Source organism: Exiguobacterium acetylicum (assembly GCF_019890935.1).
GTDB classification, from domain to species: domain Bacteria; phylum Bacillota; class Bacilli; order Exiguobacteriales; family Exiguobacteriaceae; genus Exiguobacterium_A; species Exiguobacterium_A abrahamii.
The window spans coordinates 1,877,898-1,900,509 of record NZ_CP082333.1 but is presented as its reverse complement, the minus strand read 5'-3'; the positions used below and the strand labels follow the sequence as shown (position 1 = coordinate 1,900,509).

General features: G+C 44.9%; 23 protein-coding genes. 15 read left to right on the top strand and 8 right to left on the bottom strand.

Annotation, left to right across the window (positions count from 1 at the left end):
• Positions 1-58: 58 nt before the first annotated feature.
• The 7 genes from K7G97_RS09990 to K7G97_RS09960 all read left to right on the top strand — a co-directional run bounded on the left by K7G97_RS09990 (position 59) and on the right by K7G97_RS09960 (position 7,492).
• Entirely contained in the window at positions 59-790 is a 732-nt protein-coding gene (locus K7G97_RS09990) for an ABC transporter ATP-binding protein (RefSeq protein WP_223040506.1), read from the top strand.
• Positions 787-2,304 (top strand): ABC transporter permease/substrate-binding protein, encoded by a 1,518-nt coding sequence (locus K7G97_RS09985; RefSeq protein ID WP_223040505.1) that lies wholly within the window; start codon positions 787-789, stop codon positions 2,302-2,304. Before K7G97_RS09990 ends, K7G97_RS09985 begins: the two co-directional genes overlap by 4 nt.
• Positions 2,301-3,173, top strand: a complete 873-nt coding sequence (locus tag K7G97_RS09980; protein WP_195864827.1) for a diacylglycerol/lipid kinase family protein — start codon at positions 2,301-2,303, stop codon at positions 3,171-3,173. The genes K7G97_RS09985 and K7G97_RS09980 overlap by 4 nt, the downstream gene beginning before the upstream one ends.
• Positions 3,174-3,345: 172 nt before the next feature.
• A complete protein-coding gene (locus K7G97_RS09975) occupies positions 3,346-4,689 on the top strand; it encodes a sodium-dependent transporter (protein WP_223040504.1) in 1,344 nt (447 codons plus the stop codon).
• 250 nt (positions 4,690-4,939) lie between these two features.
• On the top strand, positions 4,940-5,683 hold the full coding sequence (locus tag K7G97_RS09970; protein ID WP_050677413.1) for a 5-bromo-4-chloroindolyl phosphate hydrolysis family protein: 744 nt from the start codon (positions 4,940-4,942) through the stop codon (positions 5,681-5,683).
• On the top strand, positions 5,670-6,878 hold the full coding sequence (locus K7G97_RS09965; RefSeq protein ID WP_023468594.1) for a toxic anion resistance protein: 1,209 nt from the start codon (positions 5,670-5,672) through the stop codon (positions 6,876-6,878). Before K7G97_RS09970 ends, K7G97_RS09965 begins: the two co-directional genes overlap by 14 nt.
• 47 nt (positions 6,879-6,925) lie before the next feature.
• Entirely contained in the window at positions 6,926-7,492 is a 567-nt protein-coding gene (locus K7G97_RS09960) for a deoxycytidylate deaminase (RefSeq protein WP_195864829.1), read from the top strand.
• Between the two features lie 269 nt (positions 7,493-7,761).
• On the opposite strand, the gene K7G97_RS09955 is transcribed toward K7G97_RS09960, so the two are convergent.
• Entirely contained in the window at positions 7,762-8,247 is a 486-nt protein-coding gene (locus K7G97_RS09955) for a hypothetical protein (RefSeq protein ID WP_223040503.1), read from the bottom strand.
• Positions 8,248-8,387: 140 nt separating this feature from the next.
• Here K7G97_RS09955 and K7G97_RS09950 point away from each other — a divergent pair, with 140 nt between their 5' ends.
• From K7G97_RS09950 to K7G97_RS09940, 3 genes are read left to right on the top strand one after another with little or no spacing between them, the layout of a single operon-like run.
• Complete coding sequence (locus tag K7G97_RS09950; protein ID WP_223040502.1) at positions 8,388-9,578, top strand: HD domain-containing protein; 1,191 nt, start codon at positions 8,388-8,390, stop codon at positions 9,576-9,578.
• A gap of 11 nt (positions 9,579-9,589) precedes the next feature.
• Positions 9,590-10,549: a CobW family GTP-binding protein gene (locus K7G97_RS09945; RefSeq protein WP_223040501.1), complete on the top strand. Its 960-nt coding sequence runs from the start codon at positions 9,590-9,592 to the stop codon at positions 10,547-10,549.
• Positions 10,542-10,943 (top strand): reverse transcriptase-like protein, encoded by a 402-nt coding sequence (locus tag K7G97_RS09940; protein ID WP_064299690.1) that lies wholly within the window; start codon positions 10,542-10,544, stop codon positions 10,941-10,943. The genes K7G97_RS09945 and K7G97_RS09940 overlap by 8 nt, the downstream gene beginning before the upstream one ends.
• Positions 10,944-10,965: 22 nt before the next feature.
• Here K7G97_RS09940 and K7G97_RS09935 read toward each other — a convergent pair whose 3' ends face one another.
• Positions 10,966-12,270 (bottom strand): hemolysin family protein, encoded by a 1,305-nt coding sequence (locus tag K7G97_RS09935; protein ID WP_223040500.1) that lies wholly within the window; start codon positions 12,268-12,270, stop codon positions 10,966-10,968.
• A 117-nt stretch (positions 12,271-12,387) separates the two neighbouring features.
• Here K7G97_RS09935 and fumC point away from each other — a divergent pair, with 117 nt between their 5' ends.
• Positions 12,388-13,782, top strand: a complete 1,395-nt coding sequence (fumC, locus tag K7G97_RS09930; protein ID WP_223040499.1) for a class II fumarate hydratase — start codon at positions 12,388-12,390, stop codon at positions 13,780-13,782.
• Between the two features lie 80 nt (positions 13,783-13,862).
• Positions 13,863-15,380, top strand: a complete 1,518-nt coding sequence (locus tag K7G97_RS09925; protein ID WP_223040498.1) for a GGDEF domain-containing protein — start codon at positions 13,863-13,865, stop codon at positions 15,378-15,380.
• 50 nt (positions 15,381-15,430) lie between these two features.
• On the opposite strand, the gene K7G97_RS09920 is transcribed toward K7G97_RS09925, so the two are convergent.
• Genes K7G97_RS09920 through K7G97_RS09910 form a run of 3 tightly spaced genes read right to left on the bottom strand, consistent with a single transcriptional unit; the run spans position 15,431 to position 17,364 of the window.
• Positions 15,431-15,907: a dihydrofolate reductase gene (locus K7G97_RS09920; RefSeq protein ID WP_064299692.1), complete on the bottom strand. Its 477-nt coding sequence runs from the start codon at positions 15,905-15,907 to the stop codon at positions 15,431-15,433.
• Positions 15,904-16,698 carry a thymidylate synthase gene (locus K7G97_RS09915; protein WP_055968468.1) on the bottom strand — a complete coding sequence of 265 codons (795 nt, stop codon included), beginning with the start codon at positions 16,696-16,698 and terminating at the stop codon, positions 15,904-15,906. Before K7G97_RS09915 ends, K7G97_RS09920 begins: the two co-directional genes overlap by 4 nt.
• A gap of 48 nt (positions 16,699-16,746) precedes the next feature.
• Positions 16,747-17,364, bottom strand: a complete 618-nt coding sequence (locus K7G97_RS09910) for a hypothetical protein (protein WP_223040497.1) — start codon at positions 17,362-17,364, stop codon at positions 16,747-16,749.
• 224 nt (positions 17,365-17,588) lie between these two features.
• Here K7G97_RS09910 and K7G97_RS09905 point away from each other — a divergent pair, with 224 nt between their 5' ends.
• A complete protein-coding gene (locus tag K7G97_RS09905; RefSeq protein WP_223040496.1) occupies positions 17,589-19,259 on the top strand; it encodes a glycoside hydrolase family 13 protein in 1,671 nt (556 codons plus the stop codon).
• 234 nt (positions 19,260-19,493) lie between these two features.
• Here K7G97_RS09905 and K7G97_RS09900 read toward each other — a convergent pair whose 3' ends face one another.
• The 3 genes from K7G97_RS09900 to K7G97_RS09890 all read right to left on the bottom strand — a co-directional run bounded on the left by K7G97_RS09900 (position 19,494) and on the right by K7G97_RS09890 (position 21,216).
• Positions 19,494-19,850: a PilZ domain-containing protein gene (locus K7G97_RS09900; protein WP_223040495.1), complete on the bottom strand. Its 357-nt coding sequence runs from the start codon at positions 19,848-19,850 to the stop codon at positions 19,494-19,496.
• 59 nt (positions 19,851-19,909) lie between these two features.
• Positions 19,910-20,608: a queuosine precursor transporter gene (locus K7G97_RS09895; RefSeq protein ID WP_223040494.1), complete on the bottom strand. Its 699-nt coding sequence runs from the start codon at positions 20,606-20,608 to the stop codon at positions 19,910-19,912.
• A gap of 125 nt (positions 20,609-20,733) precedes the next feature.
• The gene (locus K7G97_RS09890; protein ID WP_223040493.1) at positions 20,734-21,216 is read right to left on the bottom strand and encodes a GNAT family N-acetyltransferase; all 483 of its coding nucleotides are present in this window, start codon (positions 21,214-21,216) and stop codon (positions 20,734-20,736) included.
• Between the two features lie 204 nt (positions 21,217-21,420).
• Here K7G97_RS09890 and K7G97_RS09885 point away from each other — a divergent pair, with 204 nt between their 5' ends.
• Together K7G97_RS09885 and K7G97_RS09880 are read left to right on the top strand one after the other, a co-directional pair.
• Entirely contained in the window at positions 21,421-21,735 is a 315-nt protein-coding gene (locus tag K7G97_RS09885; RefSeq protein ID WP_023468579.1) for a hypothetical protein, read from the top strand.
• A 41-nt stretch (positions 21,736-21,776) separates the two neighbouring features.
• On the top strand, positions 21,777-22,568 hold the full coding sequence (locus tag K7G97_RS09880) for a class I SAM-dependent methyltransferase (RefSeq protein WP_262415733.1): 792 nt from the start codon (positions 21,777-21,779) through the stop codon (positions 22,566-22,568).
• The last annotated feature ends 44 nt before the right edge of the window (positions 22,569-22,612 follow it).

The following is a 22,612-nucleotide window of genomic DNA, read 5'->3' as shown; positions in this document are numbered from 1 at the left end:
AATGTCTAAGAAAGGGGAATTTTACAAAGATAATAAACCGGGAAACGAGGGATGGTTCGTGATTGAATTCAAGGATGTCGGCAAAACGTATGCAGACGGAACAAAGGCAGTGCAACACGTGAATTTTACGGTTGAACAAGGTGAGATTTTTTGTTTGATCGGTCCTTCAGGATGCGGTAAAACTACGACGATGAAAATGGTCAATCGATTGATTGATCATACGGAAGGACAAATTTGGATCGATGGTGAACCGATCATGTCGATCAATGAACATGAACTCCGTCGGCGAATTGGCTATGTCTTACAACAGATTGCCCTCTTTCCACATATGACGATTGAGGAGAACGTCAGCGTCGTGCCTGAGTTATTGAAGTGGAATAAGGAGAAAGTAGCACAACGGGTCGATGAATTATTTCGTTTGACTGGGTTAAATACCTCACTTAAGAAAAAATATCCAAGTGAACTCTCTGGTGGACAGCAACAACGGGTTGGGGTCATGCGGGCACTCGCAGCAGAACAAGACGTCATCTTGATGGACGAACCATTTTCTGCGCTTGATCCCATTTCACGGGAACAATTACAAAATGATTTATTGCATCTAAACGAAGAGCTTGGCAAAACAATTTTGTTCGTCACGCATGACATGAACGAAGCGTTGAAACTAGGCAGTCGCATCTGTTTGATGAACGCTGGAGAGATTGCTTTCATCGGTACGAAGGACGAGGTACTAGCAAGTAACGATCCGTTCGTTCAAGAATTCATGCGTCAAGTCAGGGGGAATATCGAATGAACGGATTACTGGAGACGTATCAAGACCGAAAAAGCGAACTGCTTCAAGCGTTGATCGAACATATCCAATTATCTGTCATCTCCTTGCTCATTGCCTGTGTGATCGCTATTCCGCTTGGGATTTACTTATCACGTAACAAACGTTTGAGTGAGTGGTCGATTGGTGTGACCTCAGTCATCCAAACGATTCCATCACTCGCATTACTCGGCTTGATGATACCGCTTGTCGGGATCGGTACAGTACCGTCGATCATTGCACTTGTCTTGTATTCTTTATTACCGATCGTTCGAAACACTTATACAGGGCTTGCCGAAGTCGATCCTTCGATTAAGGAAGCGGCACGCGCATGTGGGATGACTCCGATGCAGAGCCTTTGGAAAGTCGAGCTCCCGCTAGCTTTACCTATCATGATGGCCGGGATTCGAACCGCGATGGTACTGATCATTGGTACAGCGACGATTGCCGCCCTGATCGGTGCTGGAGGATTGGGCTCGATCATTCTCCTCGGGATTGACCGTAACGATAACTATCTATTATTGCTCGGTGCGATTCCGGCAGCCCTGCTCGCGCTTTTATTTGATGGCTTATTACGTCAAACGGAAGTAGCGACACGTAAACGACAAACAGCACGTCTCGTGACGGCAGTCGTCTTGATGGTTGCGATCGTCGTCGCACCTTTTGCCTTCGGTCGCAGTGAACGACCAGATCTCGTCGTCGCTGGAAAACTAGGTGTAGAACCGGAAATTTTAATGAACATGTATAAGATCGTCATTGAAGATGAAACGGATTTGACGGTACAGGTCAAACCGAACTTCGGGAAGACGACCTTCGTCTATAAGGCACTCGAATCAGGTGATATCGATGCGTATCCAGAGTTTACAGGAACGGTGCTCGCTAGTTTGACGAATGAAAAACCGAAGTCGAATGATGCAAAAGAAGTGTATGAACAGGCAAAAGCCGGTCTTGAAAAACAAGATTTAGCCTTGCTACCACCTATGAACTATAACAATACCTATGCTGTAGCTGTTCCAAAGAAATTAGCAGACCGTTACGATTTGAAGACGATCTCTGATTTAAAACAGGTCGCGAATCAGTTGACGGCTGGATTCACGTTAGAATTTAAGGATCGACAGGATGGGTATAAAGGGATTCAAGATAAATATGATGTCAATTTCCAGAAAGTAGTCACGATGGAACCAAAATTGCGCTATAAAGCAATTGAGTCAGGTGAGATCGATGTCATTGATGCTTACTCGACAGATCCGGAGATTGCGAAATACGACATGGTCGTTTTAAAAGACGATCAGCAACTATTCCCTCCATATGAAGGAGCTCCTCTTCTGCGACAAGAGACGATCGAGGAGTATCCAGAAGTAAAACAAGCACTTGAGCAATTGTCAGGTAAAATTTCAGATGAAGAGATGTCAAAAATGAATGAAGCTGTCGCATACGGCGGGAAGACGGCGAATGAGGTCGCCCGTGATTACCTGAAGAAGGAAGGCGTCATTCAATGAAACTTTTACTGATCAGTAACCCGACAGCTGGGACGAACGGCACGGGTTTACTTGGAGAAGTCATCGAACCATTAAGTACATTATTCGATGAAATCGTCATCAAGAATACGAAGCAAGCTGGAGATGCGATGCAATTTGCGGAAGATTCGTCCGCATTTGATGCGGTCGTCGTCATCGGTGGAGATGGAACGGTGTTTGAGACAATCAACGGGATCGCAAAACTGGATGATCGCCCGATACTCGGCATCATTCCTGGAGGGACCTGTAACGACTTCGCTCGAACGCTTGGCTTACCGATGGCTCCTCGCCTTGCTGCAGAAGCGATCGCGATGCAACACGTTGTTCAGGTCGATCTCGGACAAGTCGAAAATAGCTATTTCTTGAATTTCCTTGGTGTCGGTCTTGTCGCAGAGGCATCGATTGGCATCGATACAGAAGAAAAAGCACGCCTCGGGAAGATGGGATATTATCTATCAACGATTCGCTCAAGTCTAGAAGCACAACCCTTCGAGTATGAACTGATTTTAGATGAAGGTCGTCACATGACCGGCGAAGCGGTTCTCATTCTTGCGGCAAACGGAGAATCGCTCGGTGGAATCGAGACGAACTTATCAGATGGAGCCTATAATGACGGGAAACTTGATTTAGTGATCGTCGATGAAGTAAACTTGACAACCATTCGAGATGTGATTCTTCAAAAAATCGGTCTTGCCAATGATCCTTCCTTTACACATATCTTGACGAGTGGGTTTCAGTTGAAAACAAAAGACGCAAAAGTGATCGATACAGATGGTGAGAAAGCCATCCATACACCGGTTACAGTTAAAGTATTGCCGGAGTATCTGCGTATGTATGGAGGCACACAATAATAAAGTATTGAATGAAAAGAAGGTCGTTATAAAAAAACGGTCTTCTTTTTTATCTTTCAGTACATATATGCGGTTATGCTTTGACGCTTTAAAGAAAATATTTGATAAAGGATGACTTTCAATGGTTCTTTCTGTACAATGAAAAAGTATTTTGAAAAGGAGGTGGAGCACCATGAAAGGAAACGCATGGGCTTCAAAAGTTGGATTTATTTTAGCAGCAGCGGGATCCGCCATTGGTCTGGGGGCCATCTGGAAATTCCCGTACACGACTGGAACGAACGGAGGAGGCGCGTTTTTACTCTTGTTCCTCGTGTTTACCCTATTACTTGGACTGCCCGTTTTAATTGCCGAGTTTTTAATCGGTCGTACGAGTGGAAAAACAGCACTTCAAGCGTTCTCGGCACTTGGTCATAAGAAGTTCACATTCATTGGTGTACTGGGTGTCATCGCCTGTTTCTTGTTGCTCTCTTTCTACAGCGTCATCGGAGGATGGGTCTTGATTTATACCATTCTTGGTTTCACAGGTCGCCTAACGACGATGGACAGTGGTGCGCTTGGTGAATTGTTCGGAACGATTTCCGCCTCACCCTTATATGTCATTTCAGGGCAATTGATTTTCCTCGCTTTGACATGTTGGATCGTCTTACGTGGTGTTCAATCCGGTATTGAAAAAATGAGTAAAATCATGATGCCATTATTATTCGTGTGCTTCATCATCCTTGTTGTTCGATCATTGACACTTGATGGTGTAATGGAAGGTGTTAAATTCTTCATACAGCCTGATTTTTCTGCCCTCAACCGAACTTCTGTCCTGAGTGCGCTTGGTCAAGCGTTCTTCTCCTTATCGCTCGGTGTATCGGCGATGCTGACGTATGCTTCCTACATGAAGGAACGTGGCGAGATTAATCGTTCCGCCGCATGGATCGTCGCGATGAATGTCGCCGTCTCATTATTAGCTGGATTCGCGATTTTCCCAGCTGTTTTTGCTTCGGGTCTTGACCCTGCAGAAGGACCGGCATTGCTTTTCATCGTATTGCCGACTGTCTTCAGTCAGATCCAGTTTGGCTCGTTGTTCTTAACACTGTTCTTCCTTCTATTTGCTTTCGCATCGATCACGTCATCGATCGCTATGCTTGAGGTCGTTGTTGCTTCATTAACGGATCGTAAGGAGAATGCGACATCGCGTGATAAAAAGCGGACGACATGGTTCGCGACACTTGCGATTGCGATCGTCGGAATTCCGTCCGCACTCTCGTTCGGTATGTTGAGTGATGCTCAATTCATGGGGAAAACGTTCTTTGACAGCGTTGATTTTCTTGTCTCGAATATTTTAATGCCGATTGGTGCTTTACTGATTTCGATTTTTGCTGGGTACAAGCTCGATCGAGCTCTTGTCGAACAGGAACTCGTGACGAGTCCATTCATGAAAAAAATTGTGCCTGTGTGGCGTGTGAGTGTTTGTTACTTGAGTCCAATCGCGATTTTGATCATCCTTGTATGGCCATTGTTCGGATAATAGATCACTTTTTAAGGTAGTCGACAATTTTGTTGGCTACCTTATTTGTTGTCAAAAGAATCATCCGAAAGAAAGAACGGACAGCTCATTCTTCGGTCTGATGCGATATTTTTAAAAGTATGTTGAAATATAAATACACGAGGCGTAACATTTCGGAAAAACGGGAAACTTTTTGTTAGACGTTACGTAATGTTAAAATAAAGACACGTAAACCTGATAGAAGAATCAGTACGAAGGAAGAGGGGATGACATGAAGTCTTCATGGTGGATATTTGGTTCCATCGGTATGATGTTCGTATTTCTACAATTGGCCGATACGTTCAACTTCTCGGGAATCTTCATCGCTCTTGGTTTGTGGTTCATTTGGAGCGGTTATCGAACAAAACCAGGTCGACGATATCGGACAGAACGGAAATCGACCGAAATCAAGCGAAAAAATGTGAAAAAGAAATTACTACTTGATGACGAAGATGAGTTCGTCGGAAGTGTCATTTTAAAACCGGAACGGGCGACACGCCGATTTGAAGAGACGGATGATTTAGAACTTCAAGTATTGCAACGGACGATCGAAGAAGGATTCACAAAAATCCAGACGTACGATCAAATCGTTCCCTCGATTCGAGATGGTGAAATCAGAAGTGAGATGCGGATCGTCTCACGGGAAGCACATGTCTTGTTCGAGGAGTTATATGAAAGTCCACGCGACGTCAAAAAAGTTCGGGACTTCTTTACGTTTTATCTGGATTCCTTATTGTCGATTTCAGAAAAATATGCCGATTTGGAACGCCGTGGCGCTCAAGTTCAATTGGATACGAAAAATCAATTGATTTCGAACTTGAAAATGATCGGACAAAAATTAAAGCAACAACAAACCTTGTTGCTTGAAGGGGATACCGTTGATTTAGAACGGGAACTCTTAACGATTGAAAAGGTGTTGACGCAAGAGACTGAACAACGAAAACAGGAGGAGAGTTACCGACATGACCCATTCTGATAAAGATACATGGCAACAATGGCCTGATGAGCAAGATCAACCGACAATTTCTGATCCGTCGGTCGACTTAAACGTAGCGGAGACACCGCCCAAAATGCCGGCTCGCCCTGTCGAAGAAATGATTCCTTCGGATGTTCCGGCAGAACAACGACAAAAGATCGAACGTCTACTGCAGGTGATCGATCTACAAAAAACGGATGCCGTCATGCAATTCGGGGCGCCCGTCCAGCGTGAACTATCCCAATTCTCTGATCAAGTCTTAAGTGAAGTGAAGATGAAGGACGGCGGAGAAGCAGGGAAATTACTGAGTGACTTAATGCAGCGTGTCCGCCAAATGGATCCAGATACGCTTCAAGAAAAAAAGAGCTTCTGGTCGAACGTGCCGGTCATTGGTCGGGCGAAGAAAAAAGCGGAAACGTATTTCTTACAATACGAGAAAATGAGCGCTTATCTCGAAGAAGTCGTACACAATCTTGATCGATCAAAATTTGGATTGATGAAAGACATCACGTTACTCGATCAAATGTATCAAAAGAATAAGCGTTATTTTGAAGAATTAAACGTCTATATTGCAGCTGGCGAGACGAAAATCGCTCACGTTCGTCAACATGAAATCGAACCGCTACGAACGGAAGTCGAGGTATCGCGGGATCAAACAAAATTACAGGAATTGAATGACTTGATTCAATTGACGGATCGTTTTGAAAAGAAAATCCATGATTTAAAATTATCCCGAACGATTAGCTTGCAGATGGCACCGCAAATTCGTGTCATTCAACAAAATAACCAAATTCTAGCGGAAAAAATTGAATCAGCAGTCGTCAATACGATTCCACTTTGGAAGAACCAAGTTGTTCTATCTTTGAGTCTGTCGCGTCAAAAGGCAGCGCTTGAAATGCAGAAGGATGTCACCAATACGACGAACCAGTTACTTGAGCAAAATTCGAAGTTGCTGAAGGAATCTTCAATCGAAATTGCAGAAGAAAACGAGAAAGGCATCGTATCCGTTGAATCGTTAAAAGTGGCGCACCAAAACTTGATCGAGACACTGGATGAGACATTACGCATCCAACAAGAAGGAAAACAAAAGCGCCGCGACGCAGAGCATGAACTAGAGCGAATGGAGAATGAATTGAAACAAAAAGTCATCGAAGTCGCCTCAAAAAGCAGAGAATTACCGAATCGACCATACTAAGGAACACGACATTTCGTGTTCCTTTCCTTCATGAAAGGAGATTTTGAATGAATAACGAAGAGAAGCAGTTGAAATGGGATACGACATGGTTATTATTCGCACGGATGATGGCAGACCGTCATTCAAAATGTGCCTCAAAATCCGTTGCCTGTGTCATCGTCAAAGATGAAAAGCCGATTTCGATCGGAATAAACGGAACACCTAGTCAGCATGTAAATTGCAACGAAATTTACTTAAAGCAAGATGGTATTCTCTATACATCACGTCCTGACCACCCGATTGTTGAAGAATCGGTTGAACGAAACGGGATTCTCTTCTATCGGTGCGAAAATCAGGAAGAACACCATGAATGGTCGAAGCAACACGAGATTCATGCTGAAATCAACGCGCTCGGTAAGCTAGCAGCCGATTCGACGAGCGCGCGTCATGCAACAGCTTATGTCACACATAGTCCGTGTCATGCGTGTAGTTTAGCGCTCATCGCTTCTAAAATCGATCGTGTCGTTTATTCGACAGGGTATGAATACGGGGACGGATTGAATCTCATGCGACAGAGTGGAATCGAAGTCATCCACTTGCCACTCGCAAACGAATATTTTCTTGAAAAAATTTAACGAAAAAGGGTTGTAAACGCTTCCATAGCATTGTATGATGAAATCAAGCATTGCCATGGTAATTATTCACTCTTCCATTCGGACTGATTTTCAATCGAAAATCGGTCCACTTTTTTTTAGAAAAGAATTGACAGGGCTTGAATAGTTTGGGATGATGACTATAGAATATGACGAAGCGGAACGCCGCATTTTCATACAAAATCAATCAAGGAGCTGGAATGCCAGGTCGTTGAATGAAAAATCCTGACTCACATGAGTCAGGATTTTTTTTATGGATGAACAAGTGTCGATTCTTTGAAGCGTTTAGCACGGATTGCACATTTTGTGGCGACCGCACCTGAAAGGATCGTCATGAATCGCTGACAGAGGATGTCTGGTTGCGATTGATGTAAAAACAGTTGATGTAATAGTCGGTTAAAGGCGGCGTCTAGCGAAGACAAGTGCCGTTTGATTGCAGTGGGAGACATATCTTGAATTTCTTCTGCTTGATAGCCGGCATCACTTTGGAAAGCAGAGAGGATGAGAAGCTCTGTTTGCGCATCAGCCAACGTTAGCCCTTGTTCTTGGACATAATGACAAGCCTCACGCAATTCATGAATCAACAAATGTTCCAAAGCATATGACGTATGCATTTGATATGGATCGTACAACTGGACAGCTTGCCGAATTTGATCGCGGGTCACGATTTCGGATACCGTCCATTGATCGAGTGTGCCAACAGCTTCACTGTATAGTTGAGTAAGTGGTCGAATCATCGTTTCTCCTCCTTAAACATAAAATGGACTTCCAGTTTCATCATAATTCATTTAGAAAACGCTTACAATATCTGTTTGCTAGTAGTCGTGATGAAATCGTGTCTGCTATGATATGAGTGAAGAAAAAGGAGTGAGATGACGTGATTCAATTATTCAAAGCACTTCCGGAAGTGAAAATGCCTTCTTATGGAAATGATACTTTTTCCATCCATCAATCGAATCAACCGATTGGACTTTCGATAGAGACGCTTGCTTCGGGTGAACGAATTGAAGAAGTGTTACTCGTTGCCTCGGGTGAAATCCGCACAGGTCAAACCGGACGAGAGTGGCTGCAGTTCACATTCAACTCACCTGCTGGATCTTGTAAGGGAAAACAGTGGATCAATCAAGGAACGGCAGAAGAAGCACTTCGTCCATATCTCGAAACACGAATCGTTCGGGTCGAGGCAAAGGTAGAGGAATATCCGCCGCAATCCGGAAACAAGTCATTGACCGTTCAGCGCGTCACTCCGATCCATGATGCCTCACCGATGCAGTTCCTACCACAGTTACCAGCAGATGAATCGCTTGAAACGTATCGTGATCAGTTGCTTGGACTAGTCGGTCAACTTGATTCTCCTTACCAAGAAATCGCGCTCTCGATTCTGCGACAGTACTGGGCGGACTTTTCGACACGACCGGCTGCTCTGTTTCATCATCATGCCTATATCGGCGGGTTGCTGAAACATACTGCTTGTATGATGACGATTGGTCGAGGAATCTGTGATAGTGAACAACCATACTTGACGCTACTCAAATGTATTCAAGAAGCAGAAGCCGATCATAAAAATGAACTATTCCAAGCAGCTGAACGAGAGATACGTCAATTTTCTTGGGATGACAGTTTTGATGCTCTCTATCAAGCAGCAAAAGGGATTGCTCTGTTAGATCAACGACCGAATCCGAATGAGTTGTTGCTCGGTATTTTACTGCACGACATCGGAAAGCTATGGGAGTATACGCATGCTGGTGCATCGACAGATCGTTTTTCAAGACTGTTGCAAGTAACAGAGGAAGAGGAAGAACTGGCAGGTATTGCGCTTGATCCGGACGGTGTATTGATGGGTCATATGCCATATGGTTGTTTTGTTCTCGAACAAACACTTCGAGAAGAAGATATCCGATTACCGCGTGCTGTTTATCACCGTCTCATGCATATGGTATTATCACACCATGGTAAACGCGAGTGGGGATCAAGTGTTACGCCGCAAACGACAGATGCTTGGTATCTTCATGCGATTGATCTACTCGATGCACGAAAAGAAAAATGGCGTCAGCAACAAGGACGCTAAGGAGTGAAATCATGCAAGACAAAATACGTACGACCGTCATTACTGGTTTTTTAGGTGCCGGTAAAACTACGCTACTCAATCATCTCGTTTCTCAACCGACAGAAAAGTTTGCCTTGCTCGTCAATGAAGTAGGTTCTGTTCATATTGATGAAGCATTGATTGAACGAAGTGACGAAGAGATGATCGAATTGACGAATGGTTGCATTTGTTGTTCGATTCGCGGTGATTTACGAGATGCGTTGCTACGGATTGCAAAACGCCGTCGAGATGGAGAGTTATCGTTTGATCGATTATTGATTGAGACGACAGGCGTTGCGGATCCAGGACCGATTCTACAGACATTCTACTTTGAGCCGGCTGTTGAACAGTCCTATCAGATTTCCAGTGTCGTTACGGTCATCGATGCGTATCACTTGGAACGTCAACTGATGTTCCAAGAAAATGTGAAACAAATCGGCTTTGCTGACGTCCTGATCTTGAATAAAATGGATTTGATCGACGAGTCAAAGCGCGAAACGTTGTCCGCTTTACTGCGCGAACGAAATCCTTCTGCAGCTATCATTGAAACGGAACAGGCTCAACTTGAGTCGGATCGACTGTTTGAAACGTTCCATTTTCCAAAAGAAGAGCAAGTACGACTCAGTCAACAAACGGATCAGATTCATCAATCGGTTGAGGATTTCACGGCATTGACGATCGTCGAGGAACGACCCTTGAACCGAAATCGATTCGGCATGGTCCTACGTGAGGTGTTAGAAGCGTACGCGGAAGACCTCTATCGCTATAAAGGGATCATTCATTTTGCAGATACGGATCGAAAGGTCATTTTACAAGGTACTGGCATGATTTATGGAACAGCAATCAGAGAGGCATTTAGCGAACAACCAAAGACGACGCTCGTCTTCATTGGGAAAGGGCTGGATGAACAAGCGATACGAAAAGGAATCGAGGCGGCAATTGAACATGGTTGAACTATATTTTGACGGTACGGTCCGTCCTTCAAATGATGAAGCGGCGGTTGGACTGTTTAGTAAAAATTCCGAGGGCGAAGTCACGGAAAAAATGTATCAAATTCAAGCGATCAACAATCATGAAGCAGAATTTATTGCTTTTGCAAAAGCCGTTGAGTGGGCGCACGAACTGATCGCACAAGGCGAGAGCGTCATTTCATTTCGGACGGATTCAGAAGCAGTTGCACTCGCGGTCGAACGTGAATTCGTCAAGAACAAACGAACGCAGACGATCTTTGATCCTGCCTTTGCGCGTTATCAACTCTTACCACTCGCTTTCGTGAAGTGGATTCCACGGTCGGAGAACAAAGCAGATCGTGTCGCACGAGAGGCGTTACGATTATATGAAGCATGATTGACGACAAACACCCCTATCCTCACGATAGGGGTGTTTGTTCATGTTCGATGCGCTCAATTAAAATTTGGTCGACGCGTCGTCCGTCTAAATCAACGACTTCAAACCGGTACGGTCCAATTTCGACAGTACTCCCACGGGAGGGGACATCACCTAACGTATATAGGATTAAACCAGCAACCGTATGATAGGCGTTTAACTGTTCACCGGGTAAATCTTCTGTATAGCCAAGTGTCCGTTTCAAGTCATCGATGTGCAATAGACCATCCGCGAGGAAGGAGCCATCCTTTCGCATGACGAGTTCCGGTTCTTCCTCAACGCTTGAAATTTCGCCAACGAATGCTTCGAGGATGTCGAATAAGGTGATCATGCCGAGGAAACCACCGTATTCATCAAGAACAAAGGCGATGGATACCGTCTCTTTGCGCATCCGTTCAAGCAAGACAGTTGCTTTTAATTGACGGGGAACGATCAGCGGTGATTGAATCAGCCGTTCAAGTTCTTGAACAGGTCGTTCCGTTGATAGCACCTCTTTCGCATCGATGAAACCGACGAAGTGATCCAAATCACCATGACCAACCGGTAAGTTTCGATGTCGCGCTTGCCGGAGCTCTTGTAAGATCGTATCGGAGTCATCCGCTAAGTCAATCCATTCGGTAACGGTACGCGGCTCCATCAGTTCGTACGCATACAAATCATGAAAATCAAACACACGAGAGACTTGCTCCGCTTCTGACCGATTGAAAGTTCCTTCTTGCGTACCACGAATCAGTAATTGCCGAACTTCGTCTTCCGTCTCGTCTTCTGTTTGCAGTCGATCCAGACCAATCAAACGGAAGATGGAACTGGTCGACTTACTTAGAACCCAAATGAACGGTCGAAGAATGATTGAGAAAAAGCGCATCGGAGGGGCAAGCCACATCGTGACCCGTTCTGGACTGACAAGGGCGACACGCTTAGGAACGAGTTCACCGATGACGAGCGAAATATAGGTAATGATCGTCACGACGAGAATATAGCCGATCGTACTGGCATAAGGGGCGAGCCAGGCGAATTGAGCCAGCCAATTGATGACCGGTCCTGAGAGAGCAGCACCTCCAAATGCACCATTGACGATGCCGATTAACGTGATGCCGACTTGAACAGTCGATAACAGATCGGTTGGTCGATCGAGTAACTCTAACGCAACATGGGCTGACTTTTTGCCATCATTCGCTGCTTTCTCTAATTTCGACCGTTTTGAGGAAAGTAAAGCGAGTTCAGTCATCGCAAAAATACCGTTTGCTAGAATCAAAAGCAGTACAATCGTTAAGTTAATCAACCACATGAAATCTTCACTCCTTTTTCGATAATAAACTATTCCCCAAAACTGTCTCTCTCATTCCCATTCCGTCTACTTTTGCGTTAAACTAAAAGAGAAATAATCAAAAGGGGGAATTTGTTTATGGAATACCGTGTAGAACGTGACACGATGGGGGAAATTCGTGTACCAGAAGCGCAGGAATGGGGCGCACAAACGCAACGTAGTCTGGAGAACTTTAAGATCGGAACGGAAAAAATGCCGATTGAAGTCATTCGTGCCTTTGCAGTCCTGAAAAAAGGAGCGGCGCTTGCGAACCGCGACTTGGGCGTGCTCGAGGCAGAAAAAGCGGTTGTCATCGCTGAAGTGTGTGACGAGATCATCGCGGGGAAATTCGATGATGAGTTTCCGCTTGTCGTTTGGCAAACGGGTTCAGGTACACAGTCCAATATGAACGTCAACGAAGTGATCGCTCGGGTCGCGACACGCAAGTTAAAAGAACAAGGCAGTGAGACGACGATTCATCCGAATGATGACGTCAACAAATCACAAAGTTCAAATGATACATATCCGACAGCGATGCATTTAGCGGCGAAGACAGTTTTGCTAGAATCACTATTCCCAGCAATCGATGCGTTGCATGCGACACTTGACGAAAAAGCAAACGCGTTTGCAGATATCGTCAAGATCGGACGGACACACTTGCAAGATGCTACACCGATCACACTCGGTCAAGAAATCAGCGGTTGGGTCCGGATGCTTGCACTTTCGAAGCAGATGATCGAGCGGACGCTTGATCCGTTAACGGAATTAGCAATCGGCGGTACGGCAGTCGGGACGGGCATCAACGCACATCCTGAGTTTGGTGATTTGGCTGCGCAAAAGATGAGTGAAGAAACGGGATATGAATTCACGAGCGCGGAAAACAAATTCCACGCCCTAACAAGCCACGATCAACTCGTCTTTACGCATGGTGCGGTCAAAGCGTTAGCGATGGACGCGATGAAGATCGCAAACGACGTTCGCTGGCTCGCATCAGGTCCACGAGCAGGAATCGGCGAAATCACGATTCCAGAAAATGAGCCGGGAAGCTCAATCATGCCGGGGAAAGTCAATCCGACTCAAAGTGAAGCGTTGACGATGGTCGCTGCGCAAGTCCTTGGAAACGATGCGACGATTGGTTTTGCTGCAAGTCAAGGAAACTTCGAACTAAACGTCTTCAAGCCGGTCATCATGTATAACTTCATACAATCAGTTCGTTTACTGACAGACGCCTTGCATTCGTTCAATGACCACTGTGCGATCGGAATCGAACCAGAACAATCCGTCATCGCTGAGAACGTCGAACGTTCGTTGATGCTCGTCACTGCACTCAATCCGCACATCGGATATGAGAATGCAGCGAAAATTGCAAAGGCAGCGCATCAATCCGGGTCAACCTTAAAAGAAGCAGCACTTGCGACTGGTCTACTAACAGAAGAACAATATGATCAATGGATCGTACCAGCAGATATGGTCCGTCCGAATTTAAAAGCGTGAGTTGAAAAAGCGGGGGAATTCCCTCGCTTTCTCTTTATCCGAGGACGGTTCTTCGGATGTATAGAAAGAGAGGGGATTGGATGGAACGGAGTCGAAAACGGATAGAAAAACAATTACAACAGACGATCATCATGGTGGAGACGTTACTTCGGATGCCGACCGTGCCACGGACAGAATTGCTCGCATTAGCAAGCTGGCTTGAAGGGCTCGGGAGAGAGGAACTGTTTAAAGGACTTGCCGATCAAGTGAGTCGGGAAAAAGCGACGTGGGAGCAAATGAATGCGGTCATCACTCAGCCGATCGTTAAAGAATTACTGCGGCCAATCGTCGATCAGTTGTCTGAACGCTCACGCGCCAATCGGATCCGAAAAGAATTGGTCGTCACTGTGACAAGACGTTTTCTTGAGAATATCAAATGGAAGAAATCGCTCGAACAGGAGCGCTATATGTCACGATTCTTCAGTTCGGTGGAAGACACGATGTCGATATCACATGATATTGCTATGGATGCTGTCATCATCGACCATGCATCTATCGCGGAATCCTTAGAGTTGACTCAAAAACTGATCAAACAAATGGAGTCAGCATTCGTTCCCGTCATCATCGTAGGTCCGAACCGGTCTGACATTCGTCAAAACAGCTTTGAGATGGGAGCCGATGACTACTGGGATGAGACAGTGACGAATGAAGAACGACATGTTCGTCTAGCGAGACTCTTACGAAAATTAAGGGTCGTATCTTCGACGATTCTGGTCGATGAACTGACGGGAGCTTACAACCGGAAATACCTCCAAAATGCTTTTGATCGTCGCGTAGCACGTCTCGAGCGTGAACAGCGGACATTTGGGTTAGCGATTTTTGATATCGATCATTTTAAGCGGATCAATGATTTACATGGACATCCAACGGGGGATTTGGTCCTCTCCGAACTAGCTACCGTCGTTCAACAAGCTGCTCGTCTCGACGATGAATTCATTCGTTTCGGTGGTGAAGAATTCATCTTATTGTTTTCAGCAGAAACAGTACCGCAAGCCGTTGCGAGTATAAATAAAATTCGCGAACGTGTCGAGCGTCATATTTTTGCGAACGGATTAAAAGTAACGGTTTCGATTGGTCTCTCCTTTGCTTTTGATCTCCACACATCTCTGGCGCAAGCAACAGCGGAGGCAGATGAAGCTCTGTATCAAGCGAAACGTAACGGTCGTAATCAAGTGGTGTCCTATTCGACAGCGATATCGATCGAAAAAATACCGGTCTATATCCGTGTCGAGCAAGGACTCCTTAAACAGGTACATACGCTTGATATGCCGGATCATCCGAAATACCATATTGAGGTGATTTCGTTAGATGATCAACGGACGTCGCCAATACAATTGGCGATTCTTTCACTTGATCAGTTAGCAAGCGAGAACTTTGTACGATTAGAGGAGTGGAGACAACAACGGGAATCAATCATTGATTCTTTGGTCGTGACGGATCAAGAAGACGATCGTTTAGCCAAGGCGCTATCATGCGGTGCGACAGACTATATCATGACCTCACAGATCGATTCTGATATGGAGGAATGGATTGCTGAATGGATCATGCAAATTCCTTAAAAAAACAGCCACATTCGTCCGTTATACGGAGCAATGTGGCTGTTTTTTGGTTACTGATCATATCGACGAATGATGAACGGATAATCGTTGCCCTCGACCGCATCATAATGTGTTTCGGAAGTAATCTGAAATGAAGATGGGATTTCGGGATAATGTACATCTCCAGAAAGAACCGTATCAATTTCAGTGACATACAGGCGGCGAGCAAGAGGAAGCGTTTGAGCAAACAATTCTCCACCACCAATCAAAAAGACTTCTTCTTCTGAATCGACGTATGGTTGTAAAGCAGATAGATCATGCCATACCGTTACACCTTCGGCTGCAAACGTCTGATCGCGCGTAATGACGATGTTCTCTCGACCGGGCAACGGTCGTCCGATGGATTCGAACGTCTTTCGTCCCATGATGATCGGTTTGCCAATCGTCGTACGCTTGAAGTGAGCCAAATCAGCTGGAAGGTGCCAAGGCATCGCATTGTCACGACCGATGACATGATTTTTCGTATACGCTACGATATGTGTGATCATACGGCTACCACACCTTTAATGTGCGGATCAGGATCATAGCCTTCAATGATGATGTCTTCGAAGCGGAAGTCTTCGATACGATCGACTGTTCGAGCGAAGCGCAGCGTCGGTAATTTTTTCGGGGTACGCGTCAACTGAAGATTAACTTGTTCAATATGATTTGAATAGATATGAGCGTCACCGAGCGTATGAACGAAGTCACCAACCTCAAGTCCACACACATGAGCAATCATATGTGTCAGTAACGCATAAGATGCAATATTAAATGGTACGCCTAGGAAAACATCAGCTGAACGTTGATACAATTGGCATGATAGTTTTCCGTCAGCGACATAAAATTGGAACAAGAGATGACAAGGTGGTAAAGCCATCTCATCGACTTGTCCAGGATTCCAAGCACTGACGATCAAACGACGAGAATCCGGATTCGTTTTGATCTGTTCAATGACTTGTGCCAGCTGATCGACCGTCGTGCCATCTGGACGTGGAAAAGAGCGCCATTGTGCCCCGTAAACAGGACCTAAATCTCCGTTCTCATCGGCCCATTCGTTCCAAATCCGCACACCATTTTCCTGTAGATAACGAATATTCGTATCACCCGAGATGAACCAAATCAACTCATGGATGATCGACTTCATATGTAACTTTTTCGTCGTAATGAGAGGAAAACCATCTTGAAGGGAGAAGCGCATTTGGTGACCAAACACGCTGAGTGTTCCCGTTCCCGTCCGGTCTTCCTTTTTTGTTCCGTGTTCCAAAATGTGTTCGCAAAGTGCATGATATTGTTCCATCGGATGACATCTCCTTTTCGAAAAATCCAAATTTCATTGTACCATAAATTAAGATTTTGAGGATGTCGGTAAATGTCTTGCGAATAGATAACGAAATAAGCCAAAGAGTGGAATCACGTCTTGCCACTCTAATGATTGTGCATTCCGAAGACGAATGCGCCGGAGCAGATAGACTTGCAGAATGTAGAATAATAACAAATCGACGGTCATCGTTCGAACGAATTGATTGGTCTCAAAGTAGATGCGGAATATACTCCAATCCGATCGAGCAAGAGCAATCCAAAGCAATAATGTCGTCACGACGCTAAGTAAGGCGACGACGGTCGGAATCCACCCGCGACGACGAAAAGGAAGAAACGTTTTCCTTGGAATAGCGAGGGCGACATAAGGCATCAACACGAAGGCACCTAAGAAGAACGATCCAATACTTGCGACGAGCGGTCCGGGGCGCATGAATCGTTTCTCATCTAGAAATAGTAAAAAGAAAGCGAACGGATAAATACCGAGTAAGGCAAATAAACTTAACGCGGATGTATCAAATTGACTTTGGTCGAAACGTAAAAACGAAATTAAGAAACCTTCTGGAAAGACACGATTATTTCCAAATAATAAGATGAAGACAATGGCAATCGCCCAGACAAGGAAGAGCAAATATCGACGATACATTTGTCCACACTCCTTTCTCATACCTTTCTTTCCCATCATATTGGATGCAGTAAACACTTGGATTTCATATTTCATGATATCAAATATGTTAAGGTTCTTGCTTGAGCACCTCTCATGGACATGTTAAGATGACGTTGTGATAATTGAAAGCGCTTTTAAAAATTGATGCAATCGTTTGCTCAATATGTAGCACGTTACGTACATAAAAGAGGAGAGTGTTGAGGATGGAACGTAAATGGTGGCATGATAGTGTCGTTTATCAAATTTACCCACGTAGTTATAATGATTCGAATGGGGATGGAATCGGTGATTTGAACGGAATCATCGAAAAGTTGGATTATTTGAAGACACTTGGTATCGACGTCATTTGGCTAAGTCCTGTCTATGATTCACCGAATGACGATAATGGCTATGATATTCGTGATTATGAAGCCATCATGAAGGAATTCGGAACGATGGATGATTTTGATCGTCTTTTAGATGAGGCACATGCACGAGATATCAAAATCGTCATGGACCTCGTCATCAATCATTCGTCAGATGAACATCAGTGGTTCGCGGAATCGCGTCAAAGCAAGGACAATCCATATCGGGATTATTATATGTGGCGCCCGGCAAATCCAGACGGTTCTCTACCAAACAACTGGGGATCGATTTTCTCTGGACCTGCCTGGGAATATGATGAAACAACAAATGAGTACTATCTTCACTTATTCTCGAAGAAGCAGCCTGACTTGAACTGGGAAAATGAGCAGATGCGTCACGATGTGTACGGGATGATTCGTCGTTGGTTGGATCGAGGGATTGATGGTTTCCGAATGGACGTCATCAACTTGATTTCGAAGACACCCGGCTTACCAGATGCGACGGTCCATCCAGGAGCACTGTATGGAGATGGTGGGGAACATTATATCAATGGACCACGTGTCCATGAATTTTTACACGAGATGAATGAAGCTTCCTTCGGTAAATACGATGTCCTGACAGTCGGTGAGATGCCAGGAGCGACGACGGATGATGCCATTCTTTACACGGATCCAGCACGTAAAGAGGTCAACATGGTCTTTACGTTCGAACATATGGATCTTGATTCAGGTCCGAATGGGAAATGGGACGTCATTCCGTTTGATTTACTTAAACTCAAGCAAAACTTCACCAAATGGCAGACGGCCTTACATGAGACGGGCTGGAACTCGCTCTATTGGAACAACCACGATCAACCCCGCGTCGTCAGTCGATTCGGAAATGACACGACGTACCGCGTCGAGTCAGCTAAAATGCTTGCTACATTATTGCATTTGTTAAAAGGGACGCCATATATCTATCAAGGCGAGGAAATCGGCATGACGAACGTCGCTTTTGAAGACATTGCGGACTATGAAGATATCGAAATTCGGAACATGTGGAAAGAACGTACGGAACAAGGAGCTTCACCGGCTGAACTACTACGTTCCATCCATGTCAAAGGACGTGACAATGCGCGGACACCGATGCAGTGGGATGCGTCGAAGAACGCTGGTTTCTCAACGGGAACACCATGGTTGAAGGTCAATCCGAACTATCCGGAAATTAACGTCGAACAGGCGCTTGCAGATGAGCAATCCATCTTTTATTACTATCAACAGTTGATTCGTCTACGACATGACCATGAGCTCGTCGTCTATGGTCGCTATGAACTCTTACTCGAAGATCATCCAGAAGTTTACGCCTACTCACGAACGCTTGAAGGGGAGACATGGTATGTCTACTGTTCGTTTGCGGATCATGATGTGAATATTCCGTCTACGCATGATACGTCAGACCGGGTCATCGGAAACTATGAGGAGTCCGTTGTTACCGATGAACTCACGCTTCGACCTTATGAAGCCGTCGTCTTCCGTACGTTTGAAGGGTGATTCATCTAAGCATAAAACAGAGGGCTGACTCAAAAAAAGAATGACGCGTCTTTTCACGCCGCTTTCTCAGGCGAGACACAAGACCCGCTTTCCTGCTTGAATGAAGCAGGAAAGCGGGTCTTGGTTGTCTTTGAAGCGCATAAATGCGCTGTTCCTATAGAAGTTGCGTGTGACGCGTCATTTTTTATAAGGAAAGGGTGGCAGAATGATGATCTGCCACCCTTTCCTTATAAATTATCGCTCCAATTGAGCGACTTGTTTAACCTGAGCGATGATCGTATCACGATCTGTCGGTGACGGATTGAGGCGGATGCCATACAGTCTTTCGGGACCCACTGGCTTCTCATGCAATAACTGACCTTCGATGCACAAAGGTTCTTGACCCTCGATCAATGAGAACTCAACAACGATTTTCATTGATTTGAGGAGTGGAAGTTTTAGTTCTGTGCTGATTGCTAGTCCGTTCGGTGAGATATTATGGATTTTCATCAATCCATTAGGAGTACGCTGGTCATTTTTCAATAAATGAAATTCACCTGTTATTGGTTTTTTCAGCGTATATCGAAATGGTTCATTCCGTTTGATTTTCATGTAGGCACCTCCACTCCCATTATCCGACAATTTCGTCAAGGCTTCTAGTTTTTTTTAGGTCATGCAGCAGCGTCTGTCGATTGTTTCGTCGGATGGATGCGTTTTGCTAAATACATGAATGGTGTCGCAAACCAAGCGACGACGAATTTCGCGAGATACGTCGTAATGAAGATTTGCCACCAGATGGAGAAGGGCATATCGTGAAAGGCGATCGCACAAAACGTCAACGTATCAAGCAATTGACTTAATACAGTTGACCCTGTCGTCCGTAACCAAAGCTTCCGTTCGCCTGTCTTCTGACGGATCTTTGAATAAATAAAGACATCGAATAGTTGCGAGACAAGATAAGCGGCAAGACTACCAATAGCAATCCATGGTAAGAGTCCAAACAATAAATGCAAGGAATCGGATGTTTCGAGTGCAGCTTTATCAGCAAGTGGTGTATATAAGAGACTGAACTGCATCAGGACGGTTGTCGTGATCAAGGAGAAGAACCCCATATAGACGCCTTTACGAGCGACCTGCTTTCCGTATTTTTCATTGAGGATATCTGTCGCTAGATAACAACTGCCATATACGACATTCCCTAACGTAAAGACGAAACCAAAAATATCGACGGTTTGTGTGACTTGGATGTTTGCAATGATTGTTGCGATGGCAATCCACATCAACAATCCTGTCTTACCAAATAAATAATAACTGAAAATCAATAATCCCATCGTTAAAAAAATGGAAGGGATCCATAACCATTCGTTCATGAGATGTACTCCTTTCTGTTCATACAGATGAAAATTGTACGCTGAAATCGATCAACTGTCAAAGGTGATGAAGCGATGAGGACATTAAAAAAAGACCATGAGTTTCATGGTCTTTCGGACGGTCTTTAGCTCATTCGTTGCAGCGAATACCGACGACGTCTTCCTTTGACGAAATAGTTTTCTGTCGATGTAAAATCATTCGCTTCTAAAATACGTTTTGCAAACGAAGCGTGCGGTGATTGATCAAGGACGCGCGCGCGTACTTCGTGACGATCTAGTACCCCAGAATACGTCAATGCTTCAGCAACTGCTTGAGTAGCTAGACCCCGACGCGTGTAGGGATCAAACACCATGAAGTCGAGTTGGAAGTAGTGACCCATTTTTAAGAGCAGAACCCGCCCCACGATCGTATCCGCTTCAACGATATCAAAGTAATAATCTTCAGGATAACTGTGCTCGACGGAATCAAAAGCCCGCTCTTCTCCAAGCTCATGGTCATACCCTTTGATTTCTTGCGGAGTCAGTCCATATGCTTGCTCGCCATACTTCAAGAAATGATCATACTCAGCTTGATCGACATGACGTAATGTTCGACGTCTCAATTCCATCACAAAATCCTCCCTCATCCCAATTGATGCTTCGTTTACATTATAGCGATACCCTTCATGCAATTGCAAAAATTAACTGGAATCGATCCGTAGGAAGAAATCTAAAAAAAGTCATTCTGTAATCATCTTGTGATTGTTTTAATTACCTCGGAATATGGTAAAGTAATGATGTAGACAACTGCATACTGGAAGGGGCTGGAAAACGTGTTCACAGAACGTGACGGAATCAAATTGCGTCTAGAGCAAATCGAACGATTGTATTCGGACTTGAATCGTGAAGCGAAACAATTGACGGAACGCTTACGCCAATTAGATGAACAAGGGGATGAAGTTCAACATGATCTTTCCCTTAATAAAGAAGACCGAGATCATTTGAAGTCAAGCATCGATGAGACGCTTCAGGCACTCATGAAGCGGACGACGGTCGATGCAAAAGTCGAGCAGGAAAAGCAAGAAGACCTGATTTCGAAAAAAGCATTGATTGAAGATATCGAAGGATTATTGAAGAAAAAGAAATGAGCTAGCTCCTGCTAGCTTATTTTTTTATGGAGGAACACGTTATGAAACCAACCATTGGACTGACGACATGTCTTCGTCCGACTGACGACGTGCATCATCGTGTGAAACAGTTGTTAGCGGATGAAACGATACATTTTATCTACGTCGTGCGTCAGAAAAAAAGCATAGAACACTTGCAACAGGAGACAGGATTACCGGTGCTTGTCGTCGATAAACAACGGCTTGATTTATATCCACTAGGCGAGGCGACATCGTTCTTTTTCCATCCTTCGAGTGCTGTGTTTCGCATCAAACAAATTGATGCAGGAGGAGGCGATCCTCTCATTGCGATCGGACGCTTATCGGAAGGGATGCGTGTGCTTGACTGCACACTTGGTCTTGGAGCAGATGCCATCGTCATGAGTCATGCCATCGGAGAGCGGGGGCGGATCATCGGGTTAGAAAGCCGGGTTGAGACAGCATTTGTCGTCAAGAACGGATTAAAACGGTGGGAAGAGTCCTACGAACCGATCAATCAAGCGATGCGACGAATTGAAGTGAGAGTCAAACACCATCTCGCCTATTTAAAAGAATGTCCGGATAATTCCTTTGATGTCATCTACTTTGATCCTATGTTCGAACAGACTGTCGAAGAATCGACGCATCTCGACGCTTTACGAACGCTTGCGAATTATGAAGCCTTATCCGAGGAAGCGATGGTGGAGGCGAAGCGTGTGGCACGTCAGCGCATCGTGTTAAAAGCACATTATGAGAGTCCCTTGTTTGAACGGTTTGGGTTCGAACGAACAAAGCGGAAGACGTCGAAGTTGCATTATGGCGTGATTGAACTGTAAGTCAAAAAAAGACCTCTGCCGATGTTTCGGCAGAGGTCTTACTT